Here is a 25590-nt window from a genome sequence, read left to right on the forward strand (position 1 = left end):
CGCTAATCACCTGCGACCGCCGGATACGAATCATCTGCGACCACCGGAAACGCGTGCGGTTGCTCGTTGAAGCGCTCGGCGGATCCGCCCACCCGGCCGATGCCTTCGATCGCGCTCCACACCATCATCGTCAGGTAATTGATCAGGTCTTCCGAGGACATCGACCGGTTGGATATCCACCAGTGGGTGGCCAGTTGGACCGCCCCGACGATCGAGTACGCCCATGGCTCCGCACCTTCGGAGGCCAAACCGAACTCGGAAGCCCGCGACCGCAGCACCACGGCCACCAACTCGGCGAACATCCGCTCCGAATCAGCGACGACCGCATTGTTGCTGCCGGCGTGGTTCATGACGTAGATGTAGACGTTCGGGTCGGTGCCGACGACCTCGACGTAGGCCGCGATGGTCGACCGGGTCAGCTCGTACTCGGTGCGCTGCTCGGCGATCGCGTTGTAGATCCGGGGGGCGATCACCGTATCGACATAGCGCGACATGATGGCCATGGTCAGATCGCCCTTGTCGGTGAAGTACCGGTAGAGCACTGTCTTGGAGACGCCGATCTCGCTGGCGATCTCGTCCATGCCGGCGTTACTGCCACGAGCGCGAATCGCCGCGATCGCGCCGTCGACGAGTTCCTCGCGCCGGGCGATCTTGTGTTCGCGCCAGCGCTTCTTGCGACCGTCTTGCTTGTCCTGGCTGCTCGCCCGACCGCTCATCACGCCGCGTTCACTCATGGCTGCATCGCTTATGTGCTCGTTTCAGCTCGTCCCGATTCGTCCAAAGCTTATGCCGAAGTCTTCGCGGTCGGGGCGAACGTGACGTTGGGCAGAATGTCTTGAGTGGACTCGATAGCGGTCGAACCGCGCCCCGCGCCGCCGCAGCCGATTGCCCTCTCGGCAGCAGACGACGCCAACAAGCGCCGCGACCTTTTCCGAATGAAGTCACTTGCTACTGGCTTTCTGGTGGTGGCGACGCTCGTCTACCTCTTCTGTCGCTGGGAGGAAAGCCGCGGCGCAGGCGGGGACTGGGTTGGCTATGTGCGCGCCGCGTCCGAAGCCGGCATGGTCGGCGCGCTGGCCGATTGGTTCGCGGTGACCGCACTGTTCCGGCACCCGTTGAATCTGCCGATCCCGCACACCGCGATCATCAAGCGGAAGAAGGACCAGCTCGGAGAGAGCCTGGGCAATTTCGTGGGCACCAACTTCCTGGCCCCGGACGTCGTTTCCGAGAAGGTGTCCTCCGCACAGGTCCCGCTGCGCCTGGGCACCTGGATGGCCCAGCCGCGCAACGCGGAGCGGGTGGCGGCGGAGTCGACCACGATCCTGCGCGCCATCGTCGGGGTGCTGCGGGACGAAGACGTGCAGCAGGTCATCGACCACACGATCGTCAAACGCCTCGCGGAGCCCCTGTGGGGGCCGCCGATCGGGCGGGTGCTGGCCGAGCTCATCGCCGAAAACCGGCAGCTACCGCTGCTCGACATGCTCGCCGAGCGCGCGCATCAATGGGCGCTGGGCAGTCAGGAGACCATCGACCGCATCGTCATGCATGACGCCCCGCAATGGGCGCCGAAGTTCGCCAACATCTTGGTCTCGGAAAAGATCTACCGCGAGATCGTCGAGTTCACCTGGAAAGTTCGGTCCAACCCCGAACACGAGGTCCGGCTCGCGGCCAACAAGTTCCTCGTCGATTTCGCCACCGACCTGCAGCACGACCCCGCGACCATCGCCAAGGCCGAACGCATCAAGGCGGAGGTGATGGGACGCGAGGAGATCACTGGGCTCGCCGAAACCACATGGAGGGTGGCCAAGCGGTTGATCTTGGAATCGGTCGACGATCCGGACAGCACACTTCGCACAAAGATTGCCGACAATGTGCGCGAGCTCGGCGAACGGCTTCGGGACGACACCGAGTTGCGAACAAAAGTCGACAACTGGCTACTGCGTGGCACACGTTACGTTGCGGCCAACTATGCGAGCGAGATCACAACGCTCATCACGGACACGGTGGCTCGGTGGGACGCCGAGGAAGCGAGCAAGAAGATCGAGCTGCAAGTGGGCCGTGACCTGCAATTTATCCGGATCAACGGCACTGTCGTCGGATCGCTGGCAGGGCTGGTGATCTATACCATTTCGCACCTCATGTTCGGTGGGTAATCGGGATGAAAAAGTGGCGAAAGGTCACCTGACATGAGAGTGTGTGACCCGCATTGCAGGGGCGGTGCTTGCAATAGCTAGCAACCCCTCGGTAAATTGGGCCGCGGAAACACCCGCTAGGAGTGAGATATAGATGCAAGACCAGCCGCAGGGCTCGTCGGGGGCTGTCCAGGCGGCAAATGACTTTGCCAACCAGGGTGGACTCGGCGCGCGGAAGGTGAAAGACGCTGCGCAGGACATTGGAAGCTTCATCCGCGCACAGCGTGAAGCAGCCCAGGTCTCGCTTCGGCAGCTCGCGCAAATGGCGGGTGTGAGTAATCCGTACCTCAGCCAGATCGAGCGCGGATTGCGCAACCCTTCCGCCGAGGTACTCAGCCAGATCGCCAAAGGGCTGCGGGTCTCGTCGGAAGCGCTGTATGTACGAGCGGGCTATCTCGAACAACGTCCGTACAGCCCGGTCCGGGATGCACTACTGGCCGACGTCGCGATAACAGAGCGGCAGAAGCAGGTGCTCCTCGAGATCTACGAGTCGTTCTGTCGGGAGAACGACTTCTCTCCCGAGGAGTCGCCGGCCGAACAACTCGCGACCTCCGTAGAGGCGGAACCTGCCTCGACACCAACGCCCCTAGAACAGGAGAGCCAAGATGAGTGAGTCCAAGGACAAGGCACTGGAAAACGTGAAGAAGCCGTTGTACGCGACCGTCGGCGCCGGAGATGCCGCTGTTGCCGCCGTGGCCGACGTGGTCGCCAAGGTGCGCGAGCGCGCCGAGAGCACCAGCACCGACGTCTCGGAGCGGGTCGAGGGTGCGCGCGAGCGCATCGCCGCGCTGCCGGCCGACGTGCAGGAGCAGATCGAGGCGCTGCGTGAGCGGCTGGCCGCGCTGCCCTCGGAGCTGCCGGAGGAGCTTGCCGAGCTGCGCGAGAAGTTCACGGTCGAGGAGCTGCGTCGGGTTGCCGAGGAGTACCTCAAGGTTGCTCTCGATCTGTACACCGACCTTGCCGAGCGCGGCGAGGAGACCGTTGGCCGGCTGCGTCAGCGTCCCGAGGTCGAGGGCCGGATCGAGCGTGCCGAGGACCTCTACAACGAGGCGGTCACCCGCACCGAGGACGCCCTCGGCAAGGTTTCCGAGCGCACTCGCGCCGTCGGCGAGCAGGCCGCCAAGATTGCCGGTCGGGTGACCGGTCGGGGCGAGGACGCTGCCGACGACGCCGCGGACCAGGGTGACGAAGCCCCCGCCGCAGTGAAGAAGGCCGCCAAGGCTCCGGCCAAGAAGGCCCCCGCCAAGAAGGCGCCCGCTAAGAAGGCTCCGGCCAAGAAGGCTCCCGCCAAGAAGGCCGGGAAGTAAGCCACTGGCTTAGCTGACTGCTAGCGAACCGCCTCCACCGACTGTGCGTGGGGGCGGTTCTCTCTATCATGGAGGCGTGTTCTTTACGGTAAGTAGCCTCACTGGTTGGATACTGCTCATCTTGCAGCTCATCGCCATCGCTGCTGCCGTGTTCGCAATCTTTCATGCGGTGCGTCAACGCGCCGACGCCTTCACCGCCGTGGACAAGCTCAGCAAACCCATTTGGCTGGGCATTCTCATCGTGGCTCTGCTCGTGTTGGTTGCCATGGGCGCCATCGGATTCATCGGGATCATCGCTGTGGTGGCGGTCTGCGTCTATCTGGTCGACGTCCGGCCGCGGGTGGACGACGTGCAGCGTGGACCGCGTTGGTGAGCATGCACCTGCAATAACCCGGTCAATAGCGCCGAAGCGCGTCCGTTGCATCTTCAATCTTGACAATGTGCATTGGCACAATGTTAGCCTGGTGTTAAGTCCCACAGTGGGCTTCCGCGAGCACCAACGACGATGCGAGGAGGCGATTGCCGACGTGGTCAATCCCTCGATGAACTTCCTCGCCTCCGAATCGGCCCGGGTGCTGCGTGGGCTGGCGGGACTGCTCGAACCGGCTCGCCAGCCCACGGCCCCCGCCCAACACCAGGTCCGCGAGTTTCGCATCGACGATCTTGCCCGCGAAGCCGGGATGAGCGTGCGCAATGTGCGCGTCTACCAGGACCGCGGCTTGTTGCCGCCGCCGCGGCGCGAAGGCCGCACCGGCTGGTACAACGAATCGCATCTGGCTCGACTGGACCTGATCGGTCGCATGCTCGACCGCGGCTACACCTTCGCAACGATCAGCGAACTACTCACTGCGGCCCAGTACGGCATGCGCGTGGAGGAGGTCCTCGACACCGATCGTCTCGATACATCCCGGCCCAGCTACACCCAGGACGCGACTCTCACGCTCGAGGAATTGCGCGAGGTTTTCGGCTCGGAACAGTTCGAGCAGAACGTGCAACGCGCGCTGAAGGCCGGCCTGGTTCGCGAGGAAAGCGGCAACCGGTACCGCATCGCCAACGAACGCCTCCTCGAGGCCGCCCGGCTGCTCTTCGACGCCGGCGTGCCGATGGCCGAGATCATCGACCAGGCCGGGGCGGTCCGCCGCGACCTCGTCGATATCGCGAACCGGTTCGTCAAGCTCGTGACCGACCGTTACCTGCCCGCCGACGGCCGACCGGTAGCCCTCGATGAGTTCGCGGTCAACGAAATAGCGGAACTGGTGACCAAGGCCCGCGCGACTGTGCATGACGTGGTGAACTCCCTGCTCCTCGATGCCATGGAAGAGGCGATCGCGCAGGGCCTCGAGGATGCCGCGAGCCGGATGTTTGCTGGCGACGACGACCAAGTGTTTGCTTCCGGCAAACGGGGTAATTCAAACAACACTGAAGAGATTTCGTGCTAACGCGAGCAAGCGTCGTGCAAGCACGCTACTGTGAGCAGCGACACAAAGGAGTGTTCAATTGAGCCCACACAAGAGCCTTGCGCGCACGCTTTCGGGCGCGGGTCTAGGCGCCGGCGCGGTCGGAACTTTCGTTGCCGCGCGGCGGCGCAGCCACCGCTCCGAGCGGAGCAGCTCCGGTAGCGACCTCTTGCTCGCCACGCCCTCGACCGAGCCTGAAGTCATCCCGGTGACCACCGCCGACGGCGCCCAGCTTCGAGTACACGCATACGGGCCGGTGGACGGCGATCCGATCGTCTTCAGCCACGGCTGGACCTGCTCGATCGAGTACTGGTACCCGCAGATCAACGCGTTGTCCGAGAAGTACCGCGTCATCGCTTATGACCAGCGCGGACACGGCAAAAGCGAAATGGGCGAGCGGGAACCGGGCGCGGACGTGCTCGGCGACGACCTGGCCGCCGTGATTGCGGCCGCGGTGGCGCCGCGTCGCAAGGCCCTGATCGTGGGCCACAGCATGGGCGGAATGACCATCATGGCGTGGGCAAGCCGGCATCCGAAGCAGGCCGAGCGCAAGGCGTCGGCAGTATTGCTGGCCAACACGGGTGCCGATCACCTCGTCTCGGAAACGAAGCTGGTACCGCTGCCCGCATTCGCCGCGTTCGCGAAAGACGCCGTCGCCGGAGTCGTGCTCGGTGCTCCGGTACCGCTGCCGGGCGGCGCGATGACCCGTGGGATCTTCCGCAACCGCGTCATGTCGCCGACGTCGTCGCGACGGCAGGTCGAGTTCGCGCAGCGGATCATCTTGGCCTGCAAGGGCCGCGTGCGGGCACAGTGGGGGCTGGCCCTGGCCAAGTTCGATCTGCTCGACGGCCTGGCGAACCTGAACGTTCCCGTGTCGGTCATCGGTGGCAGCATCGACAAATTGACCCCGCCGCAGCACTCCGAGCGACTCGTCGCGGAGTTGGAGCGCAACGGCAACCTCGACCGTTTCCTCATGATCGAGGGCGTCGGACACCTGGCCAACATCGAGGCCATCGACCAGTTCAACGCCGAGGTCATTCGGCTGCGTTCGCTGGGCAAGCGCGGTCGTCGTTCACGCGCCGGCCTCGCCGTCGTCGCGAGTTAGTTGAAGATCACGGTCTTACGACCGTGCACGAGCACTCGATCCTCGAGGTGCCAGCGTAAGCCCCTCGATAGCACCAGCTTCTCGATGTCGCGTCCGCGGCGAACCATGTCGCGCACGTCGTCGCTGTGATCGACCCGGATGACGTCCTGCTCGATGATCGGCCCGGCGTCGAGTTCGGCGGTCACGTAGTGACAGGTCGCGCCGATCAGCTTCACGCCGCGCGCATGCGCCTGGTGATAGGGCTTGGCGCCGACGAACGACGGCAAGAAGCTGTGGTGAATATTGAGCACCCGACCGGACCAGTGCTCACATAATTCCGGCGGCAGAATCTGCATGAACCGGGCTAGCACCACGGCGTGCGGACGGTGCACGTCGACGAGTTTCCGCACCTCTTCGAACGCCGGTCCGCGCTCGGCCGGGTCGGCAGGAAACTGCACCAGGTGGAACGGCACGTGATGCGCCTCGGCGACCGAGCCGAGATCGGGGTGATTACCGATGACCGCTTCGATACTGGCCGGCAGTTCGCCGTCCGCGGACCGGCCCAGCAGATCGTGCAGGCAGTGCCCCTCCTTGCTGACCAGCAGCACCACTCGCTTGCGCTCGCCGGTGTCGTGCAGCGACCAATCCGTTTCCGGCCCCAGGGCATCGGCCACCGCGGCGAAGCGGGCACGGAGTTCATCGGCGCCGATGGTCAGGGATGACGCCCGGATCGCCTGCCGGGTGAAGAACCAGCCGGTGCCTTCGTCGCTGTGGTAGCCCGCTTCCACGATCCAGCCGCCGAGGTCGGCGATGAACGAGCTGATCCGGGCCACGACACCGGTTTGGTCGCGGCAGCCGAGGGTCAGGACGAAGCGCCGGTCAGGCTGCGTGGGTGCGGTCACCCGAAAAGGCTACGCGTAAGGTTCCCGCCGTGCCGCTCACTTACGACCGGGCCACCGTGGCCAAGCTCATCGATCACACGCTCCTCAAACCGGAGGCCACCGCCGAAGATGTGCAGGCACTCGTGGACGAGGCCACCGAACTCGGCGTGTATGCCGTCTGCGTGTCGCCCGCCATGCTGCCGGTTCACGCCGACGGACTCGTGATCGCGACGGTCGCCGGATTCCCGTCGGGGAAGCACCATTCGCTGGTCAAAGGCGCCGAGGCCAGGCTCGCGGTGGAGCAGGGCGCCCGGGAGGTCGACATGGTGATCGACATCGGTGCGGCCGTTGCCGGCGACTACAACGCCGTGCTTGCCGACATTCTGACCGTGCGCGAGGCGGTGGGTCGCGATGTGGTGCTGAAGGTCATCATCGAATCGGCGGCGCTGAGCGACGAGGCGATCGTGGGGTGTTGCCGCGCCGCCGCCCGCGCGGGCGCAGATTTTGTGAAGACGTCCACCGGTTTTCACCCCGCGGGCGGAGCCACCGTGGCGGCGGTGCGACTCATGGCCGACACGGTGGGTGGCCGCCTCGGGGTGAAAGCAAGCGGCGGCATTCGGACGGCCGAGCAGGCGATCGCTTTGCTCGAGGCCGGTGCGACGCGGCTCGGGCTCAGTGGCAGCCGGGCGGTGCTGGATGGGCTGGAAGACTGACGGTTCAGTCGAGCGTGACGCGGACTTTCACCCCGCCCTTTCCGTCCTCGATGGCCTGGCCTTGACCGGTGTATTCGACGCCGCGGATGCGAATGCGAACCGGCGCGGGGGTGCGCAGATTCCGCCACCACTGCTTGCGTTCGGGCCATTCGATCCCGATCTGTACCTCATTGCCGGTCCGGACATAGCCCACGGGAAATGCGTACTCGCGGCCGGTCTTTCGGCCGGTCACGGTCAGCGTCGCCATCTGCCCGCTGGCCACGAAGTGCAACGGTGAGGCAAGGATTCCGCTCAGCAGCGGGTTCACCGTGCGGTTGACGACGGCGAAGATCGCACGATCGACTGAGCCCTGGGTGGTCATACAAGTCCTCCGCACTGCGAGTTCTGGTCGGCGCGCGGCAAGGTGTACTGCCCGCCCGCCAAGGTCATCTCGATCCCGTTGTCGGTCACCTGGAACGTCTTCGGCGTCATGCCCAGCGGGTAGCTCTGCAGGCTTTCGCTCATCACCTTGACGATGCCGTCGACCAGGTCGGTGGGGATGCCGAGACCGAGGATCTCGGCGTTCACGGTGTCAACGGCGATGGTGCCGTCGCTGATGTGCGGGTGCACGGTGAGCTTGGCCAACCCGGCCGGCCCGATGTCGAACTCCAGCGTGCCGTCGGAGGCATTGGAGTGCACCGCGGACACCAGCGCGCCGAACGACTGGTCCTGCAGTGTCGACTGGATGCCGTCGGTTGACCACTTCACGTCCGCGCTCGAGCTGCCGATGGTCCCGGAACTGTCGGCCGAGTTTTGCAGCTGAATGTCGTTGATCCGCGCGTGCACATGCATGTCCTTGGCTGGGCCGAAGGCGCTGTCATCGCTGTCGACGGTGATGTACGGGACGTCCTTGTCCAGCATTTGCACCAACATCGGCTTGGGGCTCAGTCCGATGTCGACGTTGGTGCCGAGCTCATTGCGGAATTGCTGGCTCATGCAGCTCTTTACGGTGTGCCGGGCGTAAAACTCGCCGCCCACAAGCGCGACGACGAGTGCCGCGACGATCACTCCGGCGGTGATGAGGACCCAGTGCCGGCGGCGCAGCGGCGGCTTTGACGGGGGCGCGGTGCTGGTGGCAGTCGTTGATGGGGCCATGCTCGACGATTCTTCCCGATATTTATTAACGGTCTCTGTGATTTCTCCTGCGCGGATGGTGAAGGTACGTACGCGAATTTCGTGCGCCCGGCCCTGCACCGGCGGTAGCGTTCGACCATGACGGGCATCATCGATGCCTCATCGGCAGCCCCATCGTGGTCGGCGGTCATGCAGACCGCCGCCGATCAGGGCGGATACGTCACGGCCGGGCAAATTCTGCGCTGCGGTGTCGGGGCCCGTGAGTTCGCCGACGCGATCGCCGCCGGACGGTTGATCCGGATTCGCCGCGACTTGCTGCGCGTGCCGAGCGGACGGATCAGCAGGTTCGACGACCTCGCCCAGTGTTGCGCCTGGTTCGAGGGCGCAGCCACGGTCTCGCACCACACCGCTGCGGAATTGCACGGCATGGGCCGGTTGCATCCGGCGTACACGCACATCTGCGTCGGCGCGATGACTCGTCCGCCGGTCCCGCGCGTCGCGGTGCACCGGCGGTTCGTTCAGCCCGGGGAGGTGGGGGTCGCGGACGGGTTTCGGGTGACCACGCCGGCGCGCACCGTCGTCGACCTGGCCGCTGTGGGCGTGGGTCAACTCGCGCTCAACGAGGTGGTCGCCGACGGGATGGCCATCGGCAGGCTCGCCGTTGCAGAGGTTTTGGCGGCGGTTCGAACCAGCCCGCGGACCGTGATCGAGCGGGTGGAGCGGGCACTGTCGGCGTGTTAGTGCCTCCTTCGCGGGGCGCGGTGCCAGCGGATTAGGGTTCTGACATGCCCGTCGCAAAGGACCAGCTCGTCGGCATCGCGTTGCCCGAGTGTGGGGGTGCTCGCAGCAGCTCGGAATTCGGCCGCGCGGTTCTCGCTGATGCGGTGCGCAGCCATGACTCCGACCTGGCTCAGGTGATCGAGAGCTCGCCGACATGGCACGCGTCCTATCCGGCGGCGTTTCGCTCGATGACGGCGCTGAGCGCAACCGCAGCCGAGACCGGCTTCGGCATCGCAGCGGACGGGCTCGCCTCGACTCGGGCGCTGTTGCGCGTGGCGTACGGCAAGTCGGAGGCGAGTGTCGCTGGCGCCGCATGGCGGGATCTTGGGGCGGATCTCGCGACCGAATCGGTGCACGGGTCCAGCAGCGCACAGTGCGTGCTGGAGGTGCCGTTCTCCGGCAGCGTGTTGTCGGGCCAGGCGCTGCGCGATCAGTTGCACCGCTGGCGTGACGACGGCATTGTCGAGCCCGGATTCGCGGCGGCGATCGAGCGGGTGATCGACAATCCGGACTGGCTGTCGATGCCTGGGTGCCAGGTCGTCGTCATCGGTGCGGGCGCGGAACTTGGCCCGTATGAGCCTTTTACTCGTTGGGGCGCAACGGTTTTGGCCGTCGATTTGCCGGGTGCGGATCGTTGGGGTCAGTTGCTCCAGACCGCGCGGACCGGAGCAGGAAGCGTGCGGTATCCACTCGGGCCGTGGGGTTCTGGGCTCGATGTGTCACAGCACTTCCCGCAATTGCGGCGGTGGATTCTGACCAACACCAGCGAGCGGTCCAAGGTGGTGTTCGGGACGTATGCCCGGGCCAGCGGGGTCGCGCAGGTCGAGTTGGCGGCGGCGGTGGATCTGGTTGCCGAGGATCTGCTCAGCCTGGAAAACGTCACGCTCGCCTACCTTGCATCGCCGCTCGACTGCTATGCCGTGGGGGCGGAGGTCGTGGCTGCGGCACGCGAGCGGTGGCGGGAGCGCGGTCGTCGCGCCGTCATCCAGGACATGCTGCGGATTGCGTCGCGGTCGGCGCTGTTCCGGCCGAACTACGCTTTCGAAGTCGTCGATGCCAACGGAAACCATTGGGGGTTGGCCGACGCGCTGCTGCCGCTGCAGGGCGCAAACCACGCGTTGGCCCGGCGGCTGCAGCGGTGGCGTGCTCAGACGGCCGCGGCCGAAGGACGCTCCGTGTCCTACAACATTGCCCCGCTGTCGTGGACGCAATCGGTCCGCGATCACCGGGTTCTCGCCGGCGCCTTGCACGGTGCGGGCGCGTTCGGTGTCGAGGTGTTCGAGGCGGAGACGGCGCGGGTGCTGATGGCAGCGAAGTTAGTCAGCGACGTCTTTGCGCCTGAGGGCCCTAGCGCCAATCCAGAGACGACGTTTTATCGCGGCGCCGCGCACGGCGGGCTGTGGCGGCAGCCGTTCGAGCCGAAGTCGGTACTGGGGCTGGCCGCCGCTGCGGGGTATCCGCGTGCGGTGTTCGGTTAGTCGGCTGGTCGGTACCCATCACCCCCCAACCCCCCTGTGCGTGTTTTTTCACCGCCCGCGGTGAAAAAACACGCACAGGGGGTCCCGTCAGGGTCAGGGTGCGACGAGCTCCCACGGCACGGTCAGCACGCAGTCGCGTATTCGCCGGCGCGGCAGATCGACCGGAATGCCCTGCGCATGCAGGGCGGTCAACGTTTCCCGCCAGCGGGCGCGCGGGCCGAAGGCAGTGTGTCCGGCGCTGGCGAGCCACGCCCGGTCGACGGCGGCCAGCAGCGCGTGAATGGCTTCGCCGGCGACATTGCGGTGGATCAGCGCCTTCGGTAGCCGCTGCGCGACGTCGGAGGGCAACTCGACGGAAAACGGATCCCACGCCAGCGTCAGCGACACCGGTCCCGACTTGTCGAGCAGGATCCACGAGCAGTGCCTGCCGAGTTCGCCGCAGGTCCCTTCGATGATCAACCCATCGGGATGCAGGGCGGACTGCATCGCTGCCCACGCTGCAGCCACCTCCGATTCCGGATACTGACGCAGCACGTTGAACGCTCGGACCAGCGTCGGTCGCAGGCCTGCCAATTCGAATCCGCCCAGCCCGAACGTGACTCCGTTACGCGGCGGCGCCAACCGCTCCGGATCGATCTCGAGCCCCACCACACGCACGTCCCGACGGACGCGACGTAGCCGATGGGCCAACTCGAAGGTGGTCACCGGATGCGCGCCGTAGCCGAGATCGACCACCAGCGGATCGGCCGCGAACTCCAAAGTCTTGCGCACCCGCGGGTGGTGAATCAGCCAGCGATCGCTGCGGCGCAACCGGTTGACGCCCGTGGTGCCGCGGGTGATCGTCCCGTAGGGCCGCATTCCGGCACGTTAGACCGGGTAATGCTGGTCGAGCCAGGTTTGGGTGATTTCCGCCTCGGCGCGGAACAGGTCGATCAGGTTGACCAGCATCAGCTGCTCGAGCTTGGGCCCGACCATCGGGATGTAGACCTTCGCCTCCGATGATGTGCGCAGCGTGCAGCCGAGCTCGGTCGGAAACAGCCGCATGGTGCCGGTGAGGCTACCGGGACCAGCGGGAATCGACGCCTCGTACTTGCCGGTGACCTCCTCGCCGAAGGCCGAATAGCTTTCCTTGCGGGTGATCACCATGTCCTTGCGCATGACCGCTTGCGCGATTTCCGGCAGCTCGGAGCGAGGCAAGATGTGGTGCAGCACCAGTTCGATACCGGAGTCGTCGACCGAGAAACTCTCGACGTGATTGGGGGAGTACTGCCGCATTTCCTCTACGCGCGCTTCCCAATAGTCGCGGTCGCACAGCGCGGAGTACACCTGCTTGGTGGTGTGACAGTTGTAGCGCGCGGAATAGTCGATGCGGCGGGCCATGCTTGCAAAGGCTACCTATCGATGGGCGGCAAGCCATTCCCGGGTGAACTCGTCCTCTTTTTCCAGCAGCCGCTGCAACTGCCCGGCCGCCGCGCTGGCAATCTTGTTGCCGATCAGTGGCACTCGCACATCGACAGCACCGTCGACGCGGAAAGTGCAGTGCTCGCCATCGGGTTCGAGATACAGATCGCCCCCCAGCGTGGCCGGCGCACCCTCGACCTTTGCGGAGAAACTGCCGTGCGCGCGGCCGTCCTGCAGCGGCCCCCAGGTCTCCGTGCGGCTGATCAGCAGGTCGCCGCGACGGACCGCGGCAACGAAGCTCGGCAGCTTCTCGGCCGCGATTCCTTGAGTCATCTCGATGATGACCGTGTCACCGTCGGCGCGCAGCGACACGAGATCGGCCTGCGGACCACCGACAGCCGCAAGCCTGTCGCGCCAATATTGTTCGCCACAAAATGCGGCGTGGGTGACCTCGACAGATGCGGGCAAGCCGATGGAGTGCACGATTGCTGCCATGAAGGGCACGCTACCGTTTGCTGCTGTGTCGAAGCCACGTTTGCGGAGCCTGCTCGAAGATGCGGGCGCGCAGCTGAGAGAGCAGGTGCCGCTGGCAAGCCTCACGACGTTGCGCGTGGGCGGGCCGGCCCGCGTGGTCGCCGATTGCGGAACCACTTCCGCGCTCGTGGCGACCGTCCGCTTGCTCGACGATGCGCAGATCCCGACGTTGGTCGTCGCCGGTGGCTCCAATCTGTTGATCGGCGATGCGGGGTTCGAGGGAGTAGTCGTCCGGGTCGCCACCACCGATGTCGACATTGACGGAACCCGGGTCCGCGCCGACGCCGGTGCGGTGTGGGACGGCTTGGTCGAGCGGACGATCGAGCGTGGTCTCGGTGGCCTGGAGTGCCTGTCGGGGATTCCCGGTTCGACGGGTGCCACGCCGGTGCAGAATGTCGGCGCCTACGGCGTCGAGGTGTCTTCGGTGCTGCGCGGTGTCCAACTGCTCGACCGCCGCAGCGGAATGGTGGTGGACGCCGCGCCTGCCGAGTTGGGTCTGGGGTATCGCACCAGCGTGCTCAAACACTCCGATGCCGCGCTGGTCCTGTCGGTAGAGTTCGAACTCTTCGACGACGGACTTAGCGCGCCGTTGCGCTATCGGGAACTGGCCGACGCATTGTCCGCGGAACCGGGGGAGCGCCGCGATCCGGCGAAGGTCCGCGACGCGGTGCTCGGGTTACGTCGCGGTAAGGGCATGGTGCTCGATCCGGCCGACAACGACACCTGGAGTGCCGGCTCGTTCTTCACCAACCCGGTAGTTGCTGCAGATGTTGCCGAACGCGTCGCTGCATCGGTGGCGACGCCGATGCCGCAGTACCCGGCGGAGCAGGGAGTGAAGCTCTCGGCGGGCTGGCTTATCGAGCGGGCCGGATTCGCCAAGGGCTATCCCGGTCCGGACGCGCCGGCGCGGCTGTCGACCAAACACACCTTGGCCCTGACCAACCGCGGTTCGGCGTCCACGGCTGACCTGGTGGAACTCGCGCGGATCGTGCGTGCCGGGGTCGAGGACAGGTTCGGTGTGCGACTCGAGCCCGAACCGGTGCTGGTGGGCGTTACGCTCTGAGAAGTGTTGTGATCGCTACACGGTAGCTGTAGCGCACGCCACTGCGGCAAGTGCTTGCTGCAGCTAGCGTTGCGGCATGCGCAAGTTCCTCTTCGTATTGGTGGCGCTGCTAGCGGTGGTCCTGACCGGCTGCAGCAGCGGCGGCTCCATCTACGGCCTGCATCAGACCGTTGAGCAGCTGCACGTTTCCTACCAACCCGGTGCCGGCACGGAGGACGTCAGCCCGGTCGCGCCGATCTCGGTGACTGCAAACCACGGCGCCTTGCGGGACGTGAAGCTCACCAGCGAGAGCGGCACCGTAGTGAAAGGCCAGCTCAGCAATAGCGGGGCAACCTTCACCGTCGCCGAGCCACTCGGCTACGGCAAGACCTACACGTGGTCCGGTGAGGCGGTGGACACGGCGCAGCATTCGGTTCCGGTGCAGGGCAGTTTCACCACCGTGCAGCCTGATTCGACGGTTTCGGGTCAGGTCCAAATCGCCGACGGCGACGTCGTGGGCATTGCTGCGCCGATCATCGTGCAGTTCAGCGACCACGTCACCGACAAGGCCGCCGTCGAGCGCGCGCTGAAGGTGACCACAGACCCGCCCACCGAAGGCTCCTGGGCCTGGCTGAGCGACGACAACGGATCACGCGCGCATTGGCGGCCGAAGGACTACTGGAAGCCGGGCACCAAGGTGCATCTCGACGCCAAGCTCTACGGTGTGAACTTTGGCGGTGGCGCCTACGGAGCATCGGATCTGACCTCGGACTTCACCATCGGCCGTGCACAGATCGTCAAGGCGAGCGCGCCGAGCCACCGCATGCAGGTCATTCGGGACGGCAAGGTGATCTTCGACTTCGCGGTCAGCTATGGCGAGGGCAACGAGTCGCGAAACGTGACGCGCAGCGGTATTCACGTTGTGTCGGAAAAGCACGAAGATGTGTTGATGTCCAACCCGCCGTTCTACTCGAACGTGCACGAGCGCTGGGCGGTCCGGATTTCCAACAATGGCGAGTTCATTCACGCCAACCCGGAAACCACCGGCGTGCAGGGGTCCGAGAACGTCACCAACGGCTGCATCAACCTCTCACCCGAGGACGCGCAGGCATACTTCCCGACTGCCCTCTACGGCGATCCCGTCGAGGTGACCGGCACGCGCATCGAGCTGTCGGCCGCGGACGGCGACATCTACGACTGGGCGATCGACTGGAAAACCTGGCAGTCGATGTCGGCGCTGCATGGTGACGGATCGGGCGAATAGCCATGGTCGCCATCGAGGTGCTGCGCGTGTTCACCGACGCCGAGGGGCGCTACGGCAACCCGCTGGGCGTGGTGCTCGACGGCGCGGCAGTGCAGGATCAGCGCGACCGTCAGGCACTTGCGACGGCGCTCGGCTACAGCGAAACCATCTTCTTCGACGACTTGGCCGAGGGTCGGTTACGCATCTTCACGCCAGCGTCGGAGTTGCCGTTCGCCGGACATCCGACTGTCGGCGCCGCCTGGATCCTCGCGCGTGAACTCGGGCGTCCACCGACGCGGTTGGTCACTCTTGGCGGATCGGTGACCACCTGGGCCGACGGCGACAGCGTGTGGGTCCGCGGGCCGTTGGCGTCGACGCCGCCCTGGTGGCACGAGCGGCTCCCCAGCAGCGCTGATGTCGTTGCGCTGACCGGCCCGCTGGTGCCCGAACAGGACGCTACCCAGCTGTGGGCGTGGGAGGACGAAGCCACCGGGGTGGTCCGAGCCCGGGTTTTTGCTGCGCGCTATGGGGTGGCCGAGGACGAGGCGTGCGGGTCGGCCTCGATGCGACTCGCCGCGGCTCTCGGGCGAAGGCTGACTATCCACCATGGCCGGGGCTCGGTGGTATACGCCCAGCCTGGGCCGGCCGGGACCGCGGAGATCGGTGGGCGGGTCGTGAGCGATGGGTTGGTGGCTCACCCTCCTCCGCACTGATCACGACCAAAGGGTCGGCGACACGCCGAGGGAGGCGGGCCGTACGGTCGTGATCACCGGGGGTTTGGGCGGCGACAGCAAAGCCGACGCCGTCAAGCTTGAGTTAGGTGTTTTACACGACCCAAGGCCCTGAAGCGTGTAAAACACCTAACTCGTCGAGTGGCGAGCAGACTTCCTGGTGGCCGCCGGGAGGTTTTGCTCAGTACTAACCCAAGCGCCGAGCAAACCTCCTGTGCCTGATTGGTCGCTTCGCCCGGCACTAACCCAAGCGCCGGGCGAAACGACCGGCGGCCACTTGATCCCGCGGCTTCACCACAATCTGGTCGATGTTCACATGCGACGGCCTACTCGCCACAAACCCCACGATCTCGGCGATATCGGCCGCTACCAGCGGCTCGATCCCCTCGTAGACCTTCGCCGCCCGTTCCTCGTCGCCGTTGAACCGCACCAGGGAAAACTCGGTCTCGACCGCGCCCGGCGCAATCTCGGTCAGCCGCACCGGCTGGCCCATCAGCTCCCCGCGCAGCGTCCGGTGCAGCACTGCCTGGGCGTGCTTGGCGGAGGTGTATCCGGCGCCGTTGTCGTAGTGCGTCAGCGCGGCCACCGACGTGATGGTGACGATCAAGCCGTCGCCGCTGTCGATCAGTTTGGGCAGCAGCGCCTTGGTCATTCGCAGCGTGCCCAGCACGTTGGTCTCCCACATCCAGCGCCAGTCGTCGAGGTCGGCGGCCGAAACGGGGGCGAGTCCCTTCGCCCCGCCGGCGTTGTTGACCAGCACGTCGCAGCGCTCGACGGCGTCGGTGAACTCGGCGACCGATGCTTCGTCGGTGACGTCGAGCGGCATTGCCGTGGCGCCGATTTCGTCGGTAAGTCGCTGGAGCCGGTCGACCCGTCGCGCCCCGATCACCACCTGGAGCCCCTGCGCGGCGAGTGTGCGCGCGGTGGCCTCGCCGATTCCCGAGCTGGCTCCGGTGACGACTGCGGTGCGTGAACTCATGCAGCCGATCCTAGGTTTGCCGAGCTAACCGAGGAGGGGAGGGGCGTCGGAGTCGTCGCCGGTACCGCCGCGACGCAGCACTTCCGCACGGGCCCGATCGATACCGCCGTGTTCGAGGCCGGCCAGCGCGGACTCGCCGCTGAAGATGATGTTCTCGCGTCGACGCACCACCACGTGCAACCGGCCGCCGAGATGCTCGATGGCGCCAGGGACGTGTCGCTGCTCCGCCGGGAGCGGCACCGGCAGCACGTGCGCGTCACCGAGCGCCGCGTTGCCTTCGATTTCGATGCCTATCTGCGCGCTCCGGCCGTGCAACGACCAACGTTCGTCAGAGACCCGCGCCCGCACCGGCGACACCACCGGGTTGCCGAGCCGCATCACCTGCCCATTGGGCAGCCGAACGACGACGGCCGTCACCTCGGTGTGCAGCTTGCCGGTGCTGACGACACCACCCGCGAACGCGACGCACGCGCCCGGCTCCGCGAAACCGTGGGCCTGACCCCACCACCACGCCTCGGGGAAACCGCCCTTGCCCCAGTTCTTTTCGGAGTACACCTGCGCGCCATCGAGACTCCACGCCTCGCCGCCGAGCGTAGCCGTGCCGTGCGCGGTGCCGTTGAGCAACCAGGGATGCCAGTACTGGTTGAGCGCGGGAACGGTGTGGAAGACGCTCGATCCGCCGAACGACCGGCGCGGCCACTGCCTGTGCTCGCTGATCGCGACATCGAGCTTCGCGTCCGGTCCCAGATCGACCGTCACCCGGTCCTCGGTCGCCCGAAACGCCGTACCGGCGGTGGCACCGAACCGCTCCGGGTCCGCGAAGCCCTCCGGATGCACGGCGGTACGCAGAAATCCGTTCGGATACGACGCCAGTCCCAACGTCGACCAACTGCCCTGTTCAGACCGGTTCACGCCGATCAAGGCGATGACCACTCGGCCGGAATCCGGCTGAGTGAAGCGCCAGAAATAGCCCTCCATCGCGACCCCGTGTGCGCGCAGCGGGTCGCCGAACGGAAGATCGGCGCCGGTGGCCCGGAAGCGGTCGAGCGATGTCATGGGAATCACGCTTTCTGATAGCGTCGCGACATGTCAACGAAGACGCCACAATTGGCCGGACGACGGGTCGCAATTACCGGCGGGGCCAGGGGAATTGGCCGCGCTACGGCACAGGCACTGCTTGCCGCGGGGGCGAAGGTCGCGATCGGTGATCTCGACGCCGACCTGGTTGCTGCAGCCGCGGGTGAACTCGGCGACGGCGCGGTCGGATTGCCACTCGACGTCACGGATCGGGAGTCGTTCGAGCGGTTCTTTGCCGCCGCGGAATCGGCGCTCGGCGGTGTGGACGTGCTGATCAACAACGCCGGGATCATGCCGGTGGGCCGGTTCATCGAGGAGGACGACGCAACGGCGCGCCGCCAGATCGACGTGAACGTGCACGGCGTGCTCTACGGCATGAAGATCGCGCTGCCCCGCTTTGTCGAACGCGGCAGCGGTCATTTGATCAACATCGCCTCCGCCGCGGGCAAGGCCGGATTCCCCGGTGTGGCAACGTATTCCGGCACCAAGCACTTCGTTGTCGGGGTTAGCGAAGCGGCGCGGCTCGAGCTGCGCGGCACCGGCGTCGAGGTGTCTTGCGTGATGCCCAACATCGTCAACACCGAACTGGGTTCGGGCATCGGCCATGCCCGCTTCATTCAGAAGACCGAGCCGGCAGAGGTGGCCGACGAGATCGTCAAGGCGATTGCCAAGCCGCACTTCGACGTTTATGTTCCGCCGCTGCTCGGGCCGCTCAACAAGGTCGTCGGGGTGCTGCCGCGGGCCGGTCGGGAGGGTCTGGCGCGACTGCTCAAGGCCGACACAGTGATTCTCGACGGCGACTGGGACGCGCGGAAGACCTACGAGGACCGCGCCGCCCACTCAGACCCGACGCACGAGCGCTGATGGCCCTGCGCGAGGCGATCAGCGCCGACGGCACCGCCATCGCTTACCGGGTCGCCGGACCCGACGACGGTCGGCCACTGGTGCTCATCCACGGCTGGGCCGCCTCGTTGCGCTGCTGGGGCGAGGATCTGGTCGGCAAGCTGGCGCAGGACAACCGAGTGGTCGCGATGGACCTGCGCGGCCACGGTTACTCGGGCGTCGCGCAGCGCTACGACGACCCAGCCGACTGGGCGGCCGACGTCGCTGCGGTACTGGCGGCCGAGTCGACCACCCGTGACGCCGTGCTGCTCGGCTGGTCCTACGGCGGGTTGGTCATCTGCGATTACCTCGCGCACCACGGGACCGATGCGGTCGCCGGGGTGGTACTCACCGGGGCCATCAACGCCATTGGCCGCGAGGTCGAGGGTGGACGCATCGGCTCGGCCATGCAGGCGGCGATCCCGAACGTCTTTGCCACCGATCCGCGCACCGCCATCCGTGGTCTGGCGTCGTTCGGCAACGCCAACACCGGCGGCCGTAACGACGGCGCCATCGCGCAGTTGCTCTTCGGCATCAGCCTGAGCACGCCGCCGCAGGTCCGGGAGGGCATGTTCCGGCGCAAGGCCGACCACGACGACCTGCTGCGCACCCTCGACATCCCGGTTCTGCTGATGCACGGCACCGCCGACCCGGTCGTCGATATCGCGGCGAGCGAACACGCCGCCGCGTTGCTGCCTGCGGCGCAAACCTCCTGGTGGGAAGGCGCGCAGCATGGCTTGTTCATCGAAGACCCGGACCGTTTTGCCGCCGAAGTGCAGGCCTTCATTGCTGGCCTGGGCTGAGGGCTGCGGCCCGCAAGGCAGTATGGAGTGGTGAGCCTGGGACCTCGGCAACCACTGCGCCGCGTGGCGGTGCTCTCCGTGCATACCTCGCCGCTGGCCCAGCCGGGGGTCGGCGATGCGGGCGGGATGAACGTCTACGTGCTGCAGACCGCCATCGAGATGGCCCAGCGCGGGGTAGCGGTGGAGATCTTCACCCGCGCCACGTCGTCGACGGATGCCGCTGTCGTCGAGGCCGCGCCGGGCGTGCTGGTGCGCAACATCGTCGCCGGGCCGTTCGAGGGACTCGACAAGCAGGACCTGCCCACTCAGCTGTGCGCGTTCGCGGCCGGGGTGTTGCGCGAGGAGGCCCGGCATCCGGTCGGCTACTACGACCTGGTGCACTCGCACTACTGGCTGTCCGGTCAGGTCGGCTGGCTGGCGCGCGATCGGTGGGGCGTGCCGCTCGTGCACACCGCGCACACGCTGGCAGCGGTCAAGAACGCGGCGCTGGCCGACGGTGACCGGCCCGAGCCGCCGGCCCGGGAAATCGGCGAACGTCAAGTGGTGATGGAAGCCGACCGGCTCATCGCCAACACGGCCGAAGAGGCCAAGCAACTCGTCGAAACCTATGACGCGGCGAGCGACAAGATCGACGTGGTGGCCCCCGGTGCGGATCTGACCAGGTACCGCCCCGGCGATCGGTCGGGCGCCCGTGCCGCGTTGGGCATCGCCGCACATGAGGCGGTGGTGGCCTTTGTCGGTCGCATTCAGCCGTTGAAGGCGCCCGACGTTTTGCTTCGCGCGGCCGCGGCGCTGCACGCCCAGCAACCGGGCTTGCCGTTGCGGGTGCTGATCGTGGGAGGCCCGTCCGGTACCGGACTGGAGCGGCCCGACGCGCTCATCGACCTGGCCCACGGACTCGGCCTTGCCGATCGGGTGACGTTCTTGGCGCCGCAGCCGCCGGAGCGGCTCGCCGAGGTGTACCGGGCAGCCGATGTGGTGGCTGTACCCAGCTATTCCGAGTCCTTCGGCCTCGTCGCGATCGAAGCCCAGGCGTGTGGGACGCCGGTTATCGCGGCCGATGTCGGCGGTCTCGGGACCGCCGTGCGGAACCTGGAAACGGGCCTGCTCGTGCAGGGTCACGACAGCCAAGTGTGGGCGCGGGCACTGGGATCCTTACTGCGTGACCCCGCTCGCTTGCGGGACATGTCCGTGCAGGCACGTCGGCATGCGGAGGAATTCTCCTGGTCGCACACCGCGGACGGGCTGCTGGCCAGCTACGCCAGCGCGATCGTCGATTTCGCACCCGCGGGAATCTCCGAGTCGGCGGCGACGCAACGGGCACGATCCCGTCGGCTATGGCAGGCGCGACGACGACTGACCAGGGCCAACACGAGCGGAGAACGAGCGTGAGCACCACCGAGCTGGAAGGCATCATCGAAGGCGCCCTGCGCGAGCGGGACTTGGAGTTTTCTCGCAAGGGCGAGGAGAACTTCATCGTGCAGTTGCCGGGGGAGCGCAAGCTGAAAACCACCTGCCTGCTCACCATCGGTCAGCATGGCGTGCGGGTCGAAGCGTTCGTGTGCCGGCACCCGGACGAGAACATCGCCGAAGTGCACAAATATCTGCTGCGCCGCAACCGGCGGCTGTACGGCGTGCACTACACGATCGACAAGATCGGTGATATCTACCTGGTCGGACGTATCTCGGCGCACGCTGTCACCCCCGACGAAATCGACCGGGTACTCGGGCAGGTGCTCGAAGCGGCCGACGGCGACTTCAACCAAATTCTGGAGATCGGCTTCGCGGAATCGATTCGGCGGGAATGGAAGTGGCGGGTTTCGCGGGGCGAGTCGCTGGCGAACCTCAAGGCCTTCGAGCACCTCGTCGATCACGATGGAACTGACGATCGGTCCTAAGGGCTTGCCGCTCGTGTCAGGATAGGGCGGTGACTATCGGAACCCTTGTTTTGCTCCGCCACGGCGAGAGCGAATGGAACGCGATGAACCTGTTCACCGGTTGGGTGGACGTGCACCTGACCGACAAGGGCGTCGGTGAAGCAAAGCGTGCCGGGCAACTGCTCGCCGACCACGGCCTCCGTCCCGACATCGTCTATACCTCGGTGCTGCGCCGTGCGATCAGCACCGCGAATATCGCCCTCGACGCCGCCGACCGGCACTGGATTCCGGTGGTTCGGGACTGGCGTCTCAACGAGCGGCACTACGGCGCGCTGCAGGGCAAGAACAAGGCGCAGATCCGCGACGAATACGGCGACGAGCAGTTCATGACCTGGCGGCGCAGTTACGACACCCCGCCGCCGCCCATCGAGGCCGGCAGCAAGTACAGCCAGGACGGCGACCCGCGCTACGACGGCGTCGACGTTCCGCACACCGAGTGCCTCAAGGACGTTGTCGCGCGGATGGTGCCGTACTGGGAATCCACCATCTCGGAAGAGCTGCGGGCAGGCAAGACCGTCCTGATCGCCGCGCACGGCAACTCGTTGCGGGCCCTGGTCAAGCACCTCGACGGGATTTCCGACGAGGACATCGCCGGGCTCAACATTCCCACCGGCATTCCGCTGCGCTACGACCTCGATGAGAACCTCGAGCCGACCAACCCGGGTGGCGACTACCTGGATCCGGAAGCTGCGGCCGCGGGTGCGGCGGCGGTGGCCAGCCAGGGCGCGCGCTGAAATTTACGCACCGGGCAAACGCTGCGTTAACGGCGGGCGAACATCGCCGCGCAGCGATGTGACGCCCGCCAAAATGGCCGCACCCAGCGTTTATGTGGAGTGCGAAAACCGTACGATTTGGGCGTGAGCATTCCTGCGACCGTGACCCTGGCAGTGGTTGCGGCATGCCTCGGTTTGCTCGTCGGCGCGGCGATGATGTCGGTCGGTCGGCGTCGCCGGATCGAGCAGCGCCCGCCGCAGCAGGGCTTGACCACCTCCCAGGTGCTCGACCTGATCGTGCTTGCGTCGGAGAGCGGAATCGCCGTGGTCGATTCGCATCGCGACGTGGTCCTGTTCAATCCGCGCGCCGAAGAGCTCGGACTGGTGCGCAATCAGCTGATCGATGAGCGCGCGTGGGGAGCCATTCAGCAGGTCTTGCGCACCGGGAATCCGGCCGAATGCGTGCTCACCACCCGAGGTCAGTTGGGCCGTGAGCGCCTTGCCGTGCGCTGTGTGATGCGACCGTTGAGCAAAGAAGAGACCAATTTTGTTGTCCTCTTTGCCGACGACGACTCCGAACAGGCACGGATGGAGGCGACGCGGCGCGACTTCGTCGCCAATGTGAGCCACGAGCTGAAGACGCCGGTCGGTGCCATGGGGCTGCTGGCCGAGGCGCTGCTCGAATCGGCCGACGACCCCGACTCGGTTCGGCATTTCGGTGCCCGGGTGCTGGCCGAGTCGAATCGGCTGGGAAACATGGTCAATGAACTCATTGCGCTGTCGCGCCTTCAGGGTGCGGAGAAACTGCCCGATCTCGACGTCGTCGATGTGGATGAAGTGGTCGCCGAAGCGGTTGATCGGTCGCGCACCGCCGCGGAGGCCGCGGAAATTACCGTCAGCACCGACCGGCCCAGCGGGCTCGAGGTACTGGGCGATCAGACGCTGCTGGTCACCGCGCTGTCCAACCTTGTCGAGAACGCAATTGCCTACTCGCCCAAGGGTTCACATGTATCGGTCAGTCGCGCGCTGCGCGGCGGCAAGGTCGCGATCGCGGTGACCGACCGGGGAATCGGGATCGCCAAAGAAGATCAGGAGCGGGTGTTCGAGCGGTTCTTCCGCGTGGACAAGGCGCGCTCTCGGGCGACCGGCGGCACTGGGCTCGGGCTGGCCATCGCCAAGCACGTGGCCGCGAACCACAACGGCGAAATCACGCTGTGGAGCAAGCTCGGCACGGGCTCGACGTTCACGCTGCGTATTCCTGTGTACGAGGAGACCGATGCCGAATCAGTCGAGGAGAACGGTGTGGAATTGAAAGACTCATCGATGACGCGGGCGAAGGAGCCGAGTAATGACTTCAGTTTTGATCGTTGAGGACGAGGAGTCGCTGGCTGACCCGCTGGCCTTTCTGCTCCGCAAGGAGGGCTTCGACACGACGATCGTGACCGACGGGCCATCGGCGCTCGCGGAATTCGATCGCTCAGGCGCCGACATCGTCCTGCTCGACCTGATGCTGCCCGGCATGAGCGGCACGGACGTGTGCAAGCAGTTGCGCACCCGATCGGGCGTGCCGGTCATCATGGTGACCGCCCGCGACAGCGAGATCGACAAGGTCGTCGGCCTGGAACTCGGTGCCGACGATTACGTCACCAAGCCCTACAGCGCCCGCGAGCTGATTGCCCGCATCCGCGCGGTATTGCGCCGCGGCGCCGACAGCGAACTGGAATCCGCCGACGCCGGTGTGCTGGAAGCCGGCCCGGTGCGCATGGACGTCGAACGACACATAGTGCTGGTCAACGGTGAACCGGTGACCTTGCCGCTCAAGGAGTTCGACCTGCTCGAGTATCTGCTGCGCAACGCGGGCCGGGTGCTGACCCGCGGTCAGCTGATCGACCGGGTATGGGGCGCGGACTACGTGGGCGACACCAAGACCCTGGACGTGCACGTCAAGCGGTTGCGCTCCAAGATCGAGGCCGACCCGGGCAAGCCGGAGCATCTGGTGACCGTGCGCGGTCTCGGCTACAAGTTCGAGGCCTGAATCAGGAGTAGAAGTACACCGTCCGGAAGAACATGCCCACGGGCGCGAGGTTGTGCGGGTTGCCGGCAAGGTCGTACTGGACGCAGTCGTGAATCTGCACGTAGTGCCCGTCGCCGCGGCATTCGATCTTCTGGCTGGTGCCGAACGGGCTGATGATGATCGGACTGGTGGCCTTGTCGCCGAAGAGCGCGCCCGGCGCTAGCGGTGCAACGAAGTAGTCGGTGCGGTCCCGGACCGCGTTGAACCCGTACGGGTCGTTCGGATCGGTGTCGGCGCTCGCGATTGCCGGCAGAATCGCGGTGATGGCCAGCGCTGTCAGGACTGCGGTCAGGACTCGTTTGAACACGGCGCGATCCTCTCGGGCGGAAGGGTTACACCCTCTGCATCGCCGCCCGGCATGTCTGTATTAGCCCTGGCGTTGCCCGTGCACGGTCGCCGGGTGCACGGCGATGAGACCGAGACCGGCCCGCCGTTTGCAGTGCCGGGCGAGTTCTTCGTAGGCCGGTTTGCCGATCAGCTCGGTCAACTCGGCCGCATAGGACTCCCAGACCGGCCGGGTGCCCACGTGCGCATCGGGGGAGCCACTGCAATACCAATGCAGGTCCACGCCGCCCTCACCCCAACCGCGGCGGTCGTATTCGGTGATCACCGTGCGCAGAATTTCGACGCCGTCCGGTCGGGTCACCCACTCCTGGGTCCGGCGGATGGGCAGCTGCCAGCAGACGTCGGGCTTGACCTCCAACGGTTCGATCCCGCGGCGCAGGGCCATCGTGTGCAACGCGCACCCGATGCCCCCTGCGAAGCCGGGGCGGTTCAGGAAGATGCAGGCGCCCTGGTAGCGGCGGGTCCGCAACGACTCCTCGCCGTCGAGTTCGTCCTTTTCGACATAGCCCTTCTTGCCCAGGCCCTTGTCCATGAACTGCCAGTCCTGCGGTGTGAGTTTGCGCACCGCTTTCTTCAGCTTCTTGAGGTCGTCATCGTCGGACAGAAACGCGCCGTGCGAACAGCAGCCGTCGTCGGGGCGGCCCTCGATGATCCCCTGGCAGGCGGGCGTGCCAAAAACGCAGGTCCAGCGCGATAAGAGCCAGGTCAGATCGGCCGCGATGAGATGTTCGTCATTTGCTGGGTCGACGAACTCGATCCATTCGCGGGGGAAGTCGAGGTCGACCTCGGCAGTCGGATCCATCTTGCGCTGCGGCTCAGGGTGT

The 25590-nt window shown here is 66.2% G+C and carries 30 protein-coding genes; 19 read left to right on the forward strand and 11 right to left on the reverse strand.

All coding sequences use genetic code 11. The annotated features are described in order from the left end of the window. Positions 1 to 2: 2 nt before the first annotated feature. Positions 3 to 734: a TetR/AcrR family transcriptional regulator gene (locus FOS14_RS12150; protein WP_143770844.1), complete on the reverse strand. Its 732-nt coding sequence runs from the start codon at positions 732 to 734 to the stop codon at positions 3 to 5. Positions 735 to 935: 201 nt separating this feature from the next. Here FOS14_RS12150 and FOS14_RS12155 point away from each other — a divergent pair, with 201 nt between their 5' ends. From FOS14_RS12155 to FOS14_RS12180, 6 genes are all read left to right on the forward strand, one after another. After that, positions 936 to 2153 (forward strand): DUF445 domain-containing protein, encoded by a 1218-nt coding sequence (locus FOS14_RS12155; protein ID WP_143770995.1) that lies wholly within the window; start codon positions 936 to 938, stop codon positions 2151 to 2153. A 133-nt stretch (positions 2154 to 2286) separates the two neighbouring features. Further along, positions 2287 to 2805 carry a helix-turn-helix domain-containing protein gene (locus FOS14_RS12160; RefSeq protein ID WP_143770846.1) on the forward strand — a complete coding sequence of 173 codons (519 nt, stop codon included), beginning with the start codon at positions 2287 to 2289 and terminating at the stop codon, positions 2803 to 2805. Continuing rightward, complete coding sequence (locus tag FOS14_RS12165; protein WP_143770848.1) at positions 2798 to 3499, forward strand: heparin-binding hemagglutinin; 702 nt, start codon at positions 2798 to 2800, stop codon at positions 3497 to 3499. The genes FOS14_RS12160 and FOS14_RS12165 overlap by 8 nt, the downstream gene beginning before the upstream one ends. A gap of 76 nt (positions 3500 to 3575) precedes the next feature. After that, a complete protein-coding gene (locus FOS14_RS12170; protein WP_143770850.1) occupies positions 3576 to 3872 on the forward strand; it encodes a DUF2516 family protein in 297 nt (98 codons plus the stop codon). A gap of 91 nt (positions 3873 to 3963) precedes the next feature. After that, the gene (locus FOS14_RS12175) at positions 3964 to 4938 is read left to right on the forward strand and encodes a MerR family transcriptional regulator (RefSeq protein ID WP_255450272.1); all 975 of its coding nucleotides are present in this window, start codon (positions 3964 to 3966) and stop codon (positions 4936 to 4938) included. A gap of 58 nt (positions 4939 to 4996) precedes the next feature. Further along, entirely contained in the window at positions 4997 to 6061 is a 1065-nt protein-coding gene (locus FOS14_RS12180; RefSeq protein WP_255450273.1) for an alpha/beta fold hydrolase, read from the forward strand. Here FOS14_RS12180 and purU read toward each other — a convergent pair. Then, entirely contained in the window at positions 6058 to 6942 is an 885-nt protein-coding gene (gene purU / locus FOS14_RS12185; protein WP_143770852.1) for a formyltetrahydrofolate deformylase, read from the reverse strand. The two genes, FOS14_RS12180 and purU, sit on opposite strands and share 4 nt — an antisense overlap. Positions 6943 to 6971: 29 nt before the next feature. Between purU and deoC the strand changes: the two genes are divergently transcribed. After that, complete coding sequence (gene deoC / locus FOS14_RS12190) at positions 6972 to 7634, forward strand: deoxyribose-phosphate aldolase (RefSeq protein ID WP_255450274.1); 663 nt, start codon at positions 6972 to 6974, stop codon at positions 7632 to 7634. A gap of 4 nt (positions 7635 to 7638) precedes the next feature. Here the strand turns inward: deoC and FOS14_RS12195 are convergent, their stop codons facing one another. Both FOS14_RS12195 and FOS14_RS12200 read right to left on the reverse strand, forming a co-directional pair. Next, positions 7639 to 7995: a nitroreductase/quinone reductase family protein gene (locus FOS14_RS12195; protein WP_143770856.1), complete on the reverse strand. Its 357-nt coding sequence runs from the start codon at positions 7993 to 7995 to the stop codon at positions 7639 to 7641. Further along, the gene (locus FOS14_RS12200) at positions 7992 to 8768 is read right to left on the reverse strand and encodes a DUF2993 domain-containing protein (RefSeq protein WP_143770858.1); all 777 of its coding nucleotides are present in this window, start codon (positions 8766 to 8768) and stop codon (positions 7992 to 7994) included. Before FOS14_RS12200 ends, FOS14_RS12195 begins: the two co-directional genes overlap by 4 nt. Positions 8769 to 8885: 117 nt before the next feature. Here FOS14_RS12200 and FOS14_RS12205 point away from each other — a divergent pair, with 117 nt between their 5' ends. Both FOS14_RS12205 and FOS14_RS12210 read left to right on the forward strand, forming a co-directional pair. Continuing rightward, positions 8886 to 9488 (forward strand): type IV toxin-antitoxin system AbiEi family antitoxin domain-containing protein, encoded by a 603-nt coding sequence (locus FOS14_RS12205; RefSeq protein WP_143770860.1) that lies wholly within the window; start codon positions 8886 to 8888, stop codon positions 9486 to 9488. Positions 9489 to 9532: 44 nt separating this feature from the next. After that, positions 9533 to 11005 (forward strand): hypothetical protein, encoded by a 1473-nt coding sequence (locus FOS14_RS12210; RefSeq protein WP_143770862.1) that lies wholly within the window; start codon positions 9533 to 9535, stop codon positions 11003 to 11005. Positions 11006 to 11098: 93 nt separating this feature from the next. Here the strand turns inward: FOS14_RS12210 and FOS14_RS12215 are convergent, their stop codons facing one another. From FOS14_RS12215 to FOS14_RS12225, 3 genes are read right to left on the reverse strand one after another with little or no spacing between them, the layout of a single operon-like run. Further along, the gene (locus FOS14_RS12215; protein ID WP_143770864.1) at positions 11099 to 11863 is read right to left on the reverse strand and encodes a class I SAM-dependent methyltransferase; all 765 of its coding nucleotides are present in this window, start codon (positions 11861 to 11863) and stop codon (positions 11099 to 11101) included. 9 nt (positions 11864 to 11872) lie between these two features. Then, the gene (locus tag FOS14_RS12220) at positions 11873 to 12385 is read right to left on the reverse strand and encodes a DUF2505 domain-containing protein (RefSeq protein ID WP_143770866.1); all 513 of its coding nucleotides are present in this window, start codon (positions 12383 to 12385) and stop codon (positions 11873 to 11875) included. Positions 12386 to 12400: 15 nt separating this feature from the next. Next, complete coding sequence (locus FOS14_RS12225; RefSeq protein ID WP_143770868.1) at positions 12401 to 12901, reverse strand: DUF2505 domain-containing protein; 501 nt, start codon at positions 12899 to 12901, stop codon at positions 12401 to 12403. Positions 12902 to 12974: 73 nt separating this feature from the next. Here FOS14_RS12225 and FOS14_RS12230 point away from each other — a divergent pair, with 73 nt between their 5' ends. From FOS14_RS12230 to FOS14_RS12240, 3 genes are all read left to right on the forward strand, one after another. Then, positions 12975 to 14003, forward strand: coding sequence for a UDP-N-acetylmuramate dehydrogenase (locus FOS14_RS12230; RefSeq protein ID WP_143771001.1), 1029 nt, complete (start codon positions 12975 to 12977; stop codon positions 14001 to 14003). 76 nt (positions 14004 to 14079) lie between these two features. Beyond that, entirely contained in the window at positions 14080 to 15246 is a 1167-nt protein-coding gene (locus FOS14_RS12235; protein ID WP_143770880.1) for an Ig-like domain-containing protein, read from the forward strand. A gap of 2 nt (positions 15247 to 15248) precedes the next feature. Next, the gene (locus FOS14_RS12240) at positions 15249 to 15938 is read left to right on the forward strand and encodes a PhzF family phenazine biosynthesis protein (protein ID WP_143770882.1); all 690 of its coding nucleotides are present in this window, start codon (positions 15249 to 15251) and stop codon (positions 15936 to 15938) included. A gap of 259 nt (positions 15939 to 16197) precedes the next feature. On the opposite strand, the gene FOS14_RS12245 is transcribed toward FOS14_RS12240, so the two are convergent. Next, positions 16198 to 16935: an SDR family NAD(P)-dependent oxidoreductase gene (locus tag FOS14_RS12245; RefSeq protein ID WP_143770884.1), complete on the reverse strand. Its 738-nt coding sequence runs from the start codon at positions 16933 to 16935 to the stop codon at positions 16198 to 16200. 24 nt (positions 16936 to 16959) lie between these two features. Then, positions 16960 to 17991 (reverse strand): tocopherol cyclase family protein, encoded by a 1032-nt coding sequence (locus tag FOS14_RS12250; protein ID WP_143770886.1) that lies wholly within the window; start codon positions 17989 to 17991, stop codon positions 16960 to 16962. Between the two features lie 30 nt (positions 17992 to 18021). Between FOS14_RS12250 and FOS14_RS12255 the strand changes: the two genes are divergently transcribed. From FOS14_RS12255 to FOS14_RS12285, 7 genes are all read left to right on the forward strand, one after another. Then, positions 18022 to 18876 carry an SDR family oxidoreductase gene (locus tag FOS14_RS12255; protein WP_143770887.1) on the forward strand — a complete coding sequence of 285 codons (855 nt, stop codon included), beginning with the start codon at positions 18022 to 18024 and terminating at the stop codon, positions 18874 to 18876. Next, entirely contained in the window at positions 18876 to 19697 is an 822-nt protein-coding gene (locus FOS14_RS12260; RefSeq protein ID WP_143770889.1) for an alpha/beta fold hydrolase, read from the forward strand. The genes FOS14_RS12255 and FOS14_RS12260 overlap by 1 nt, the downstream gene beginning before the upstream one ends. A gap of 30 nt (positions 19698 to 19727) precedes the next feature. After that, on the forward strand, positions 19728 to 21089 hold the full coding sequence (gene mshA / locus FOS14_RS12265) for a D-inositol-3-phosphate glycosyltransferase (RefSeq protein WP_143770891.1): 1362 nt from the start codon (positions 19728 to 19730) through the stop codon (positions 21087 to 21089). Continuing rightward, positions 21035 to 21595 carry a YbjN domain-containing protein gene (locus FOS14_RS12270; RefSeq protein ID WP_143770893.1) on the forward strand — a complete coding sequence of 187 codons (561 nt, stop codon included), beginning with the start codon at positions 21035 to 21037 and terminating at the stop codon, positions 21593 to 21595. Before mshA ends, FOS14_RS12270 begins: the two co-directional genes overlap by 55 nt. Positions 21596 to 21624: 29 nt before the next feature. Then, on the forward strand, positions 21625 to 22368 hold the full coding sequence (locus FOS14_RS12275; RefSeq protein ID WP_143770895.1) for a phosphoglyceromutase: 744 nt from the start codon (positions 21625 to 21627) through the stop codon (positions 22366 to 22368). A 123-nt stretch (positions 22369 to 22491) separates the two neighbouring features. After that, a complete protein-coding gene (locus tag FOS14_RS12280) occupies positions 22492 to 23718 on the forward strand; it encodes a cell wall metabolism sensor histidine kinase WalK (protein WP_143770897.1) in 1227 nt (408 codons plus the stop codon). Further along, complete coding sequence (locus tag FOS14_RS12285) at positions 23696 to 24382, forward strand: response regulator transcription factor (protein ID WP_143770899.1); 687 nt, start codon at positions 23696 to 23698, stop codon at positions 24380 to 24382. Before FOS14_RS12280 ends, FOS14_RS12285 begins: the two co-directional genes overlap by 23 nt. Before the next feature lies 1 nt (position 24383). Here FOS14_RS12285 and FOS14_RS12290 read toward each other — a convergent pair whose 3' ends face one another. Together FOS14_RS12290 and FOS14_RS12295 are read right to left on the reverse strand one after the other, a co-directional pair. Further along, entirely contained in the window at positions 24384 to 24728 is a 345-nt protein-coding gene (locus FOS14_RS12290; protein WP_255450277.1) for a hypothetical protein, read from the reverse strand. 60 nt (positions 24729 to 24788) lie between these two features. Beyond that, the gene (locus FOS14_RS12295) at positions 24789 to 25568 is read right to left on the reverse strand and encodes a hypothetical protein (protein WP_143771004.1); all 780 of its coding nucleotides are present in this window, start codon (positions 25566 to 25568) and stop codon (positions 24789 to 24791) included. Positions 25569 to 25590 lie beyond the last annotated feature (22 nt).

This window comes from Skermania sp. ID1734, from assembly GCF_007489285.1.
Taxonomy (GTDB): domain Bacteria; phylum Actinomycetota; class Actinomycetes; order Mycobacteriales; family Mycobacteriaceae; genus ID1734.

Coding starts and splice junctions, on each gene's coding strand:
- FOS14_RS12295 (WP_143771004.1), bottom strand. CDS start 25,568: ATGGATCCGACTGCCGAGGTCGACCTCGACTTCCCCCGCGAATGGATC.
- FOS14_RS12250 (WP_143770886.1), bottom strand. CDS start 17,991: ATGACATCGCTCGACCGCTTCCGGGCCACCGGCGCCGATCTTCCGTTC.
- FOS14_RS12160 (WP_143770846.1), top strand. CDS start 2,287: ATGCAAGACCAGCCGCAGGGCTCGTCGGGGGCTGTCCAGGCGGCAAAT.
- FOS14_RS12240 (WP_143770882.1), top strand. CDS start 15,249: ATGGTCGCCATCGAGGTGCTGCGCGTGTTCACCGACGCCGAGGGGCGC.
- FOS14_RS12245 (WP_143770884.1), bottom strand. CDS start 16,935: ATGAGTTCACGCACCGCAGTCGTCACCGGAGCCAGCTCGGGAATCGGC.
- FOS14_RS12205 (WP_143770860.1), top strand. CDS start 8,886: ATGACGGGCATCATCGATGCCTCATCGGCAGCCCCATCGTGGTCGGCG.
- FOS14_RS12225 (WP_143770868.1), bottom strand. CDS start 12,901: ATGGCAGCAATCGTGCACTCCATCGGCTTGCCCGCATCTGTCGAGGTC.
- FOS14_RS12260 (WP_143770889.1), top strand. CDS start 18,876: ATGGCCCTGCGCGAGGCGATCAGCGCCGACGGCACCGCCATCGCTTAC.
- FOS14_RS12220 (WP_143770866.1), bottom strand. CDS start 12,385: ATGGCCCGCCGCATCGACTATTCCGCGCGCTACAACTGTCACACCACC.
- FOS14_RS12200 (WP_143770858.1), bottom strand. CDS start 8,768: ATGGCCCCATCAACGACTGCCACCAGCACCGCGCCCCCGTCAAAGCCG.
- FOS14_RS12195 (WP_143770856.1), bottom strand. CDS start 7,995: ATGACCACCCAGGGCTCAGTCGATCGTGCGATCTTCGCCGTCGTCAAC.
- FOS14_RS12255 (WP_143770887.1), top strand. CDS start 18,022: ATGTCAACGAAGACGCCACAATTGGCCGGACGACGGGTCGCAATTACC.
- FOS14_RS12215 (WP_143770864.1), bottom strand. CDS start 11,863: ATGCGGCCCTACGGGACGATCACCCGCGGCACCACGGGCGTCAACCGG.
- FOS14_RS12210 (WP_143770862.1), top strand. CDS start 9,533: ATGCCCGTCGCAAAGGACCAGCTCGTCGGCATCGCGTTGCCCGAGTGT.
- FOS14_RS12285 (WP_143770899.1), top strand. CDS start 23,696: ATGACTTCAGTTTTGATCGTTGAGGACGAGGAGTCGCTGGCTGACCCG.
- FOS14_RS12150 (WP_143770844.1), bottom strand. CDS start 734: ATGAGTGAACGCGGCGTGATGAGCGGTCGGGCGAGCAGCCAGGACAAG.
- FOS14_RS12165 (WP_143770848.1), top strand. CDS start 2,798: ATGAGTGAGTCCAAGGACAAGGCACTGGAAAACGTGAAGAAGCCGTTG.
- FOS14_RS12155 (WP_143770995.1), top strand. CDS start 936: ATGAAGTCACTTGCTACTGGCTTTCTGGTGGTGGCGACGCTCGTCTAC.
- FOS14_RS12235 (WP_143770880.1), top strand. CDS start 14,080: ATGCGCAAGTTCCTCTTCGTATTGGTGGCGCTGCTAGCGGTGGTCCTG.
- FOS14_RS12270 (WP_143770893.1), top strand. CDS start 21,035: ATGGCAGGCGCGACGACGACTGACCAGGGCCAACACGAGCGGAGAACG.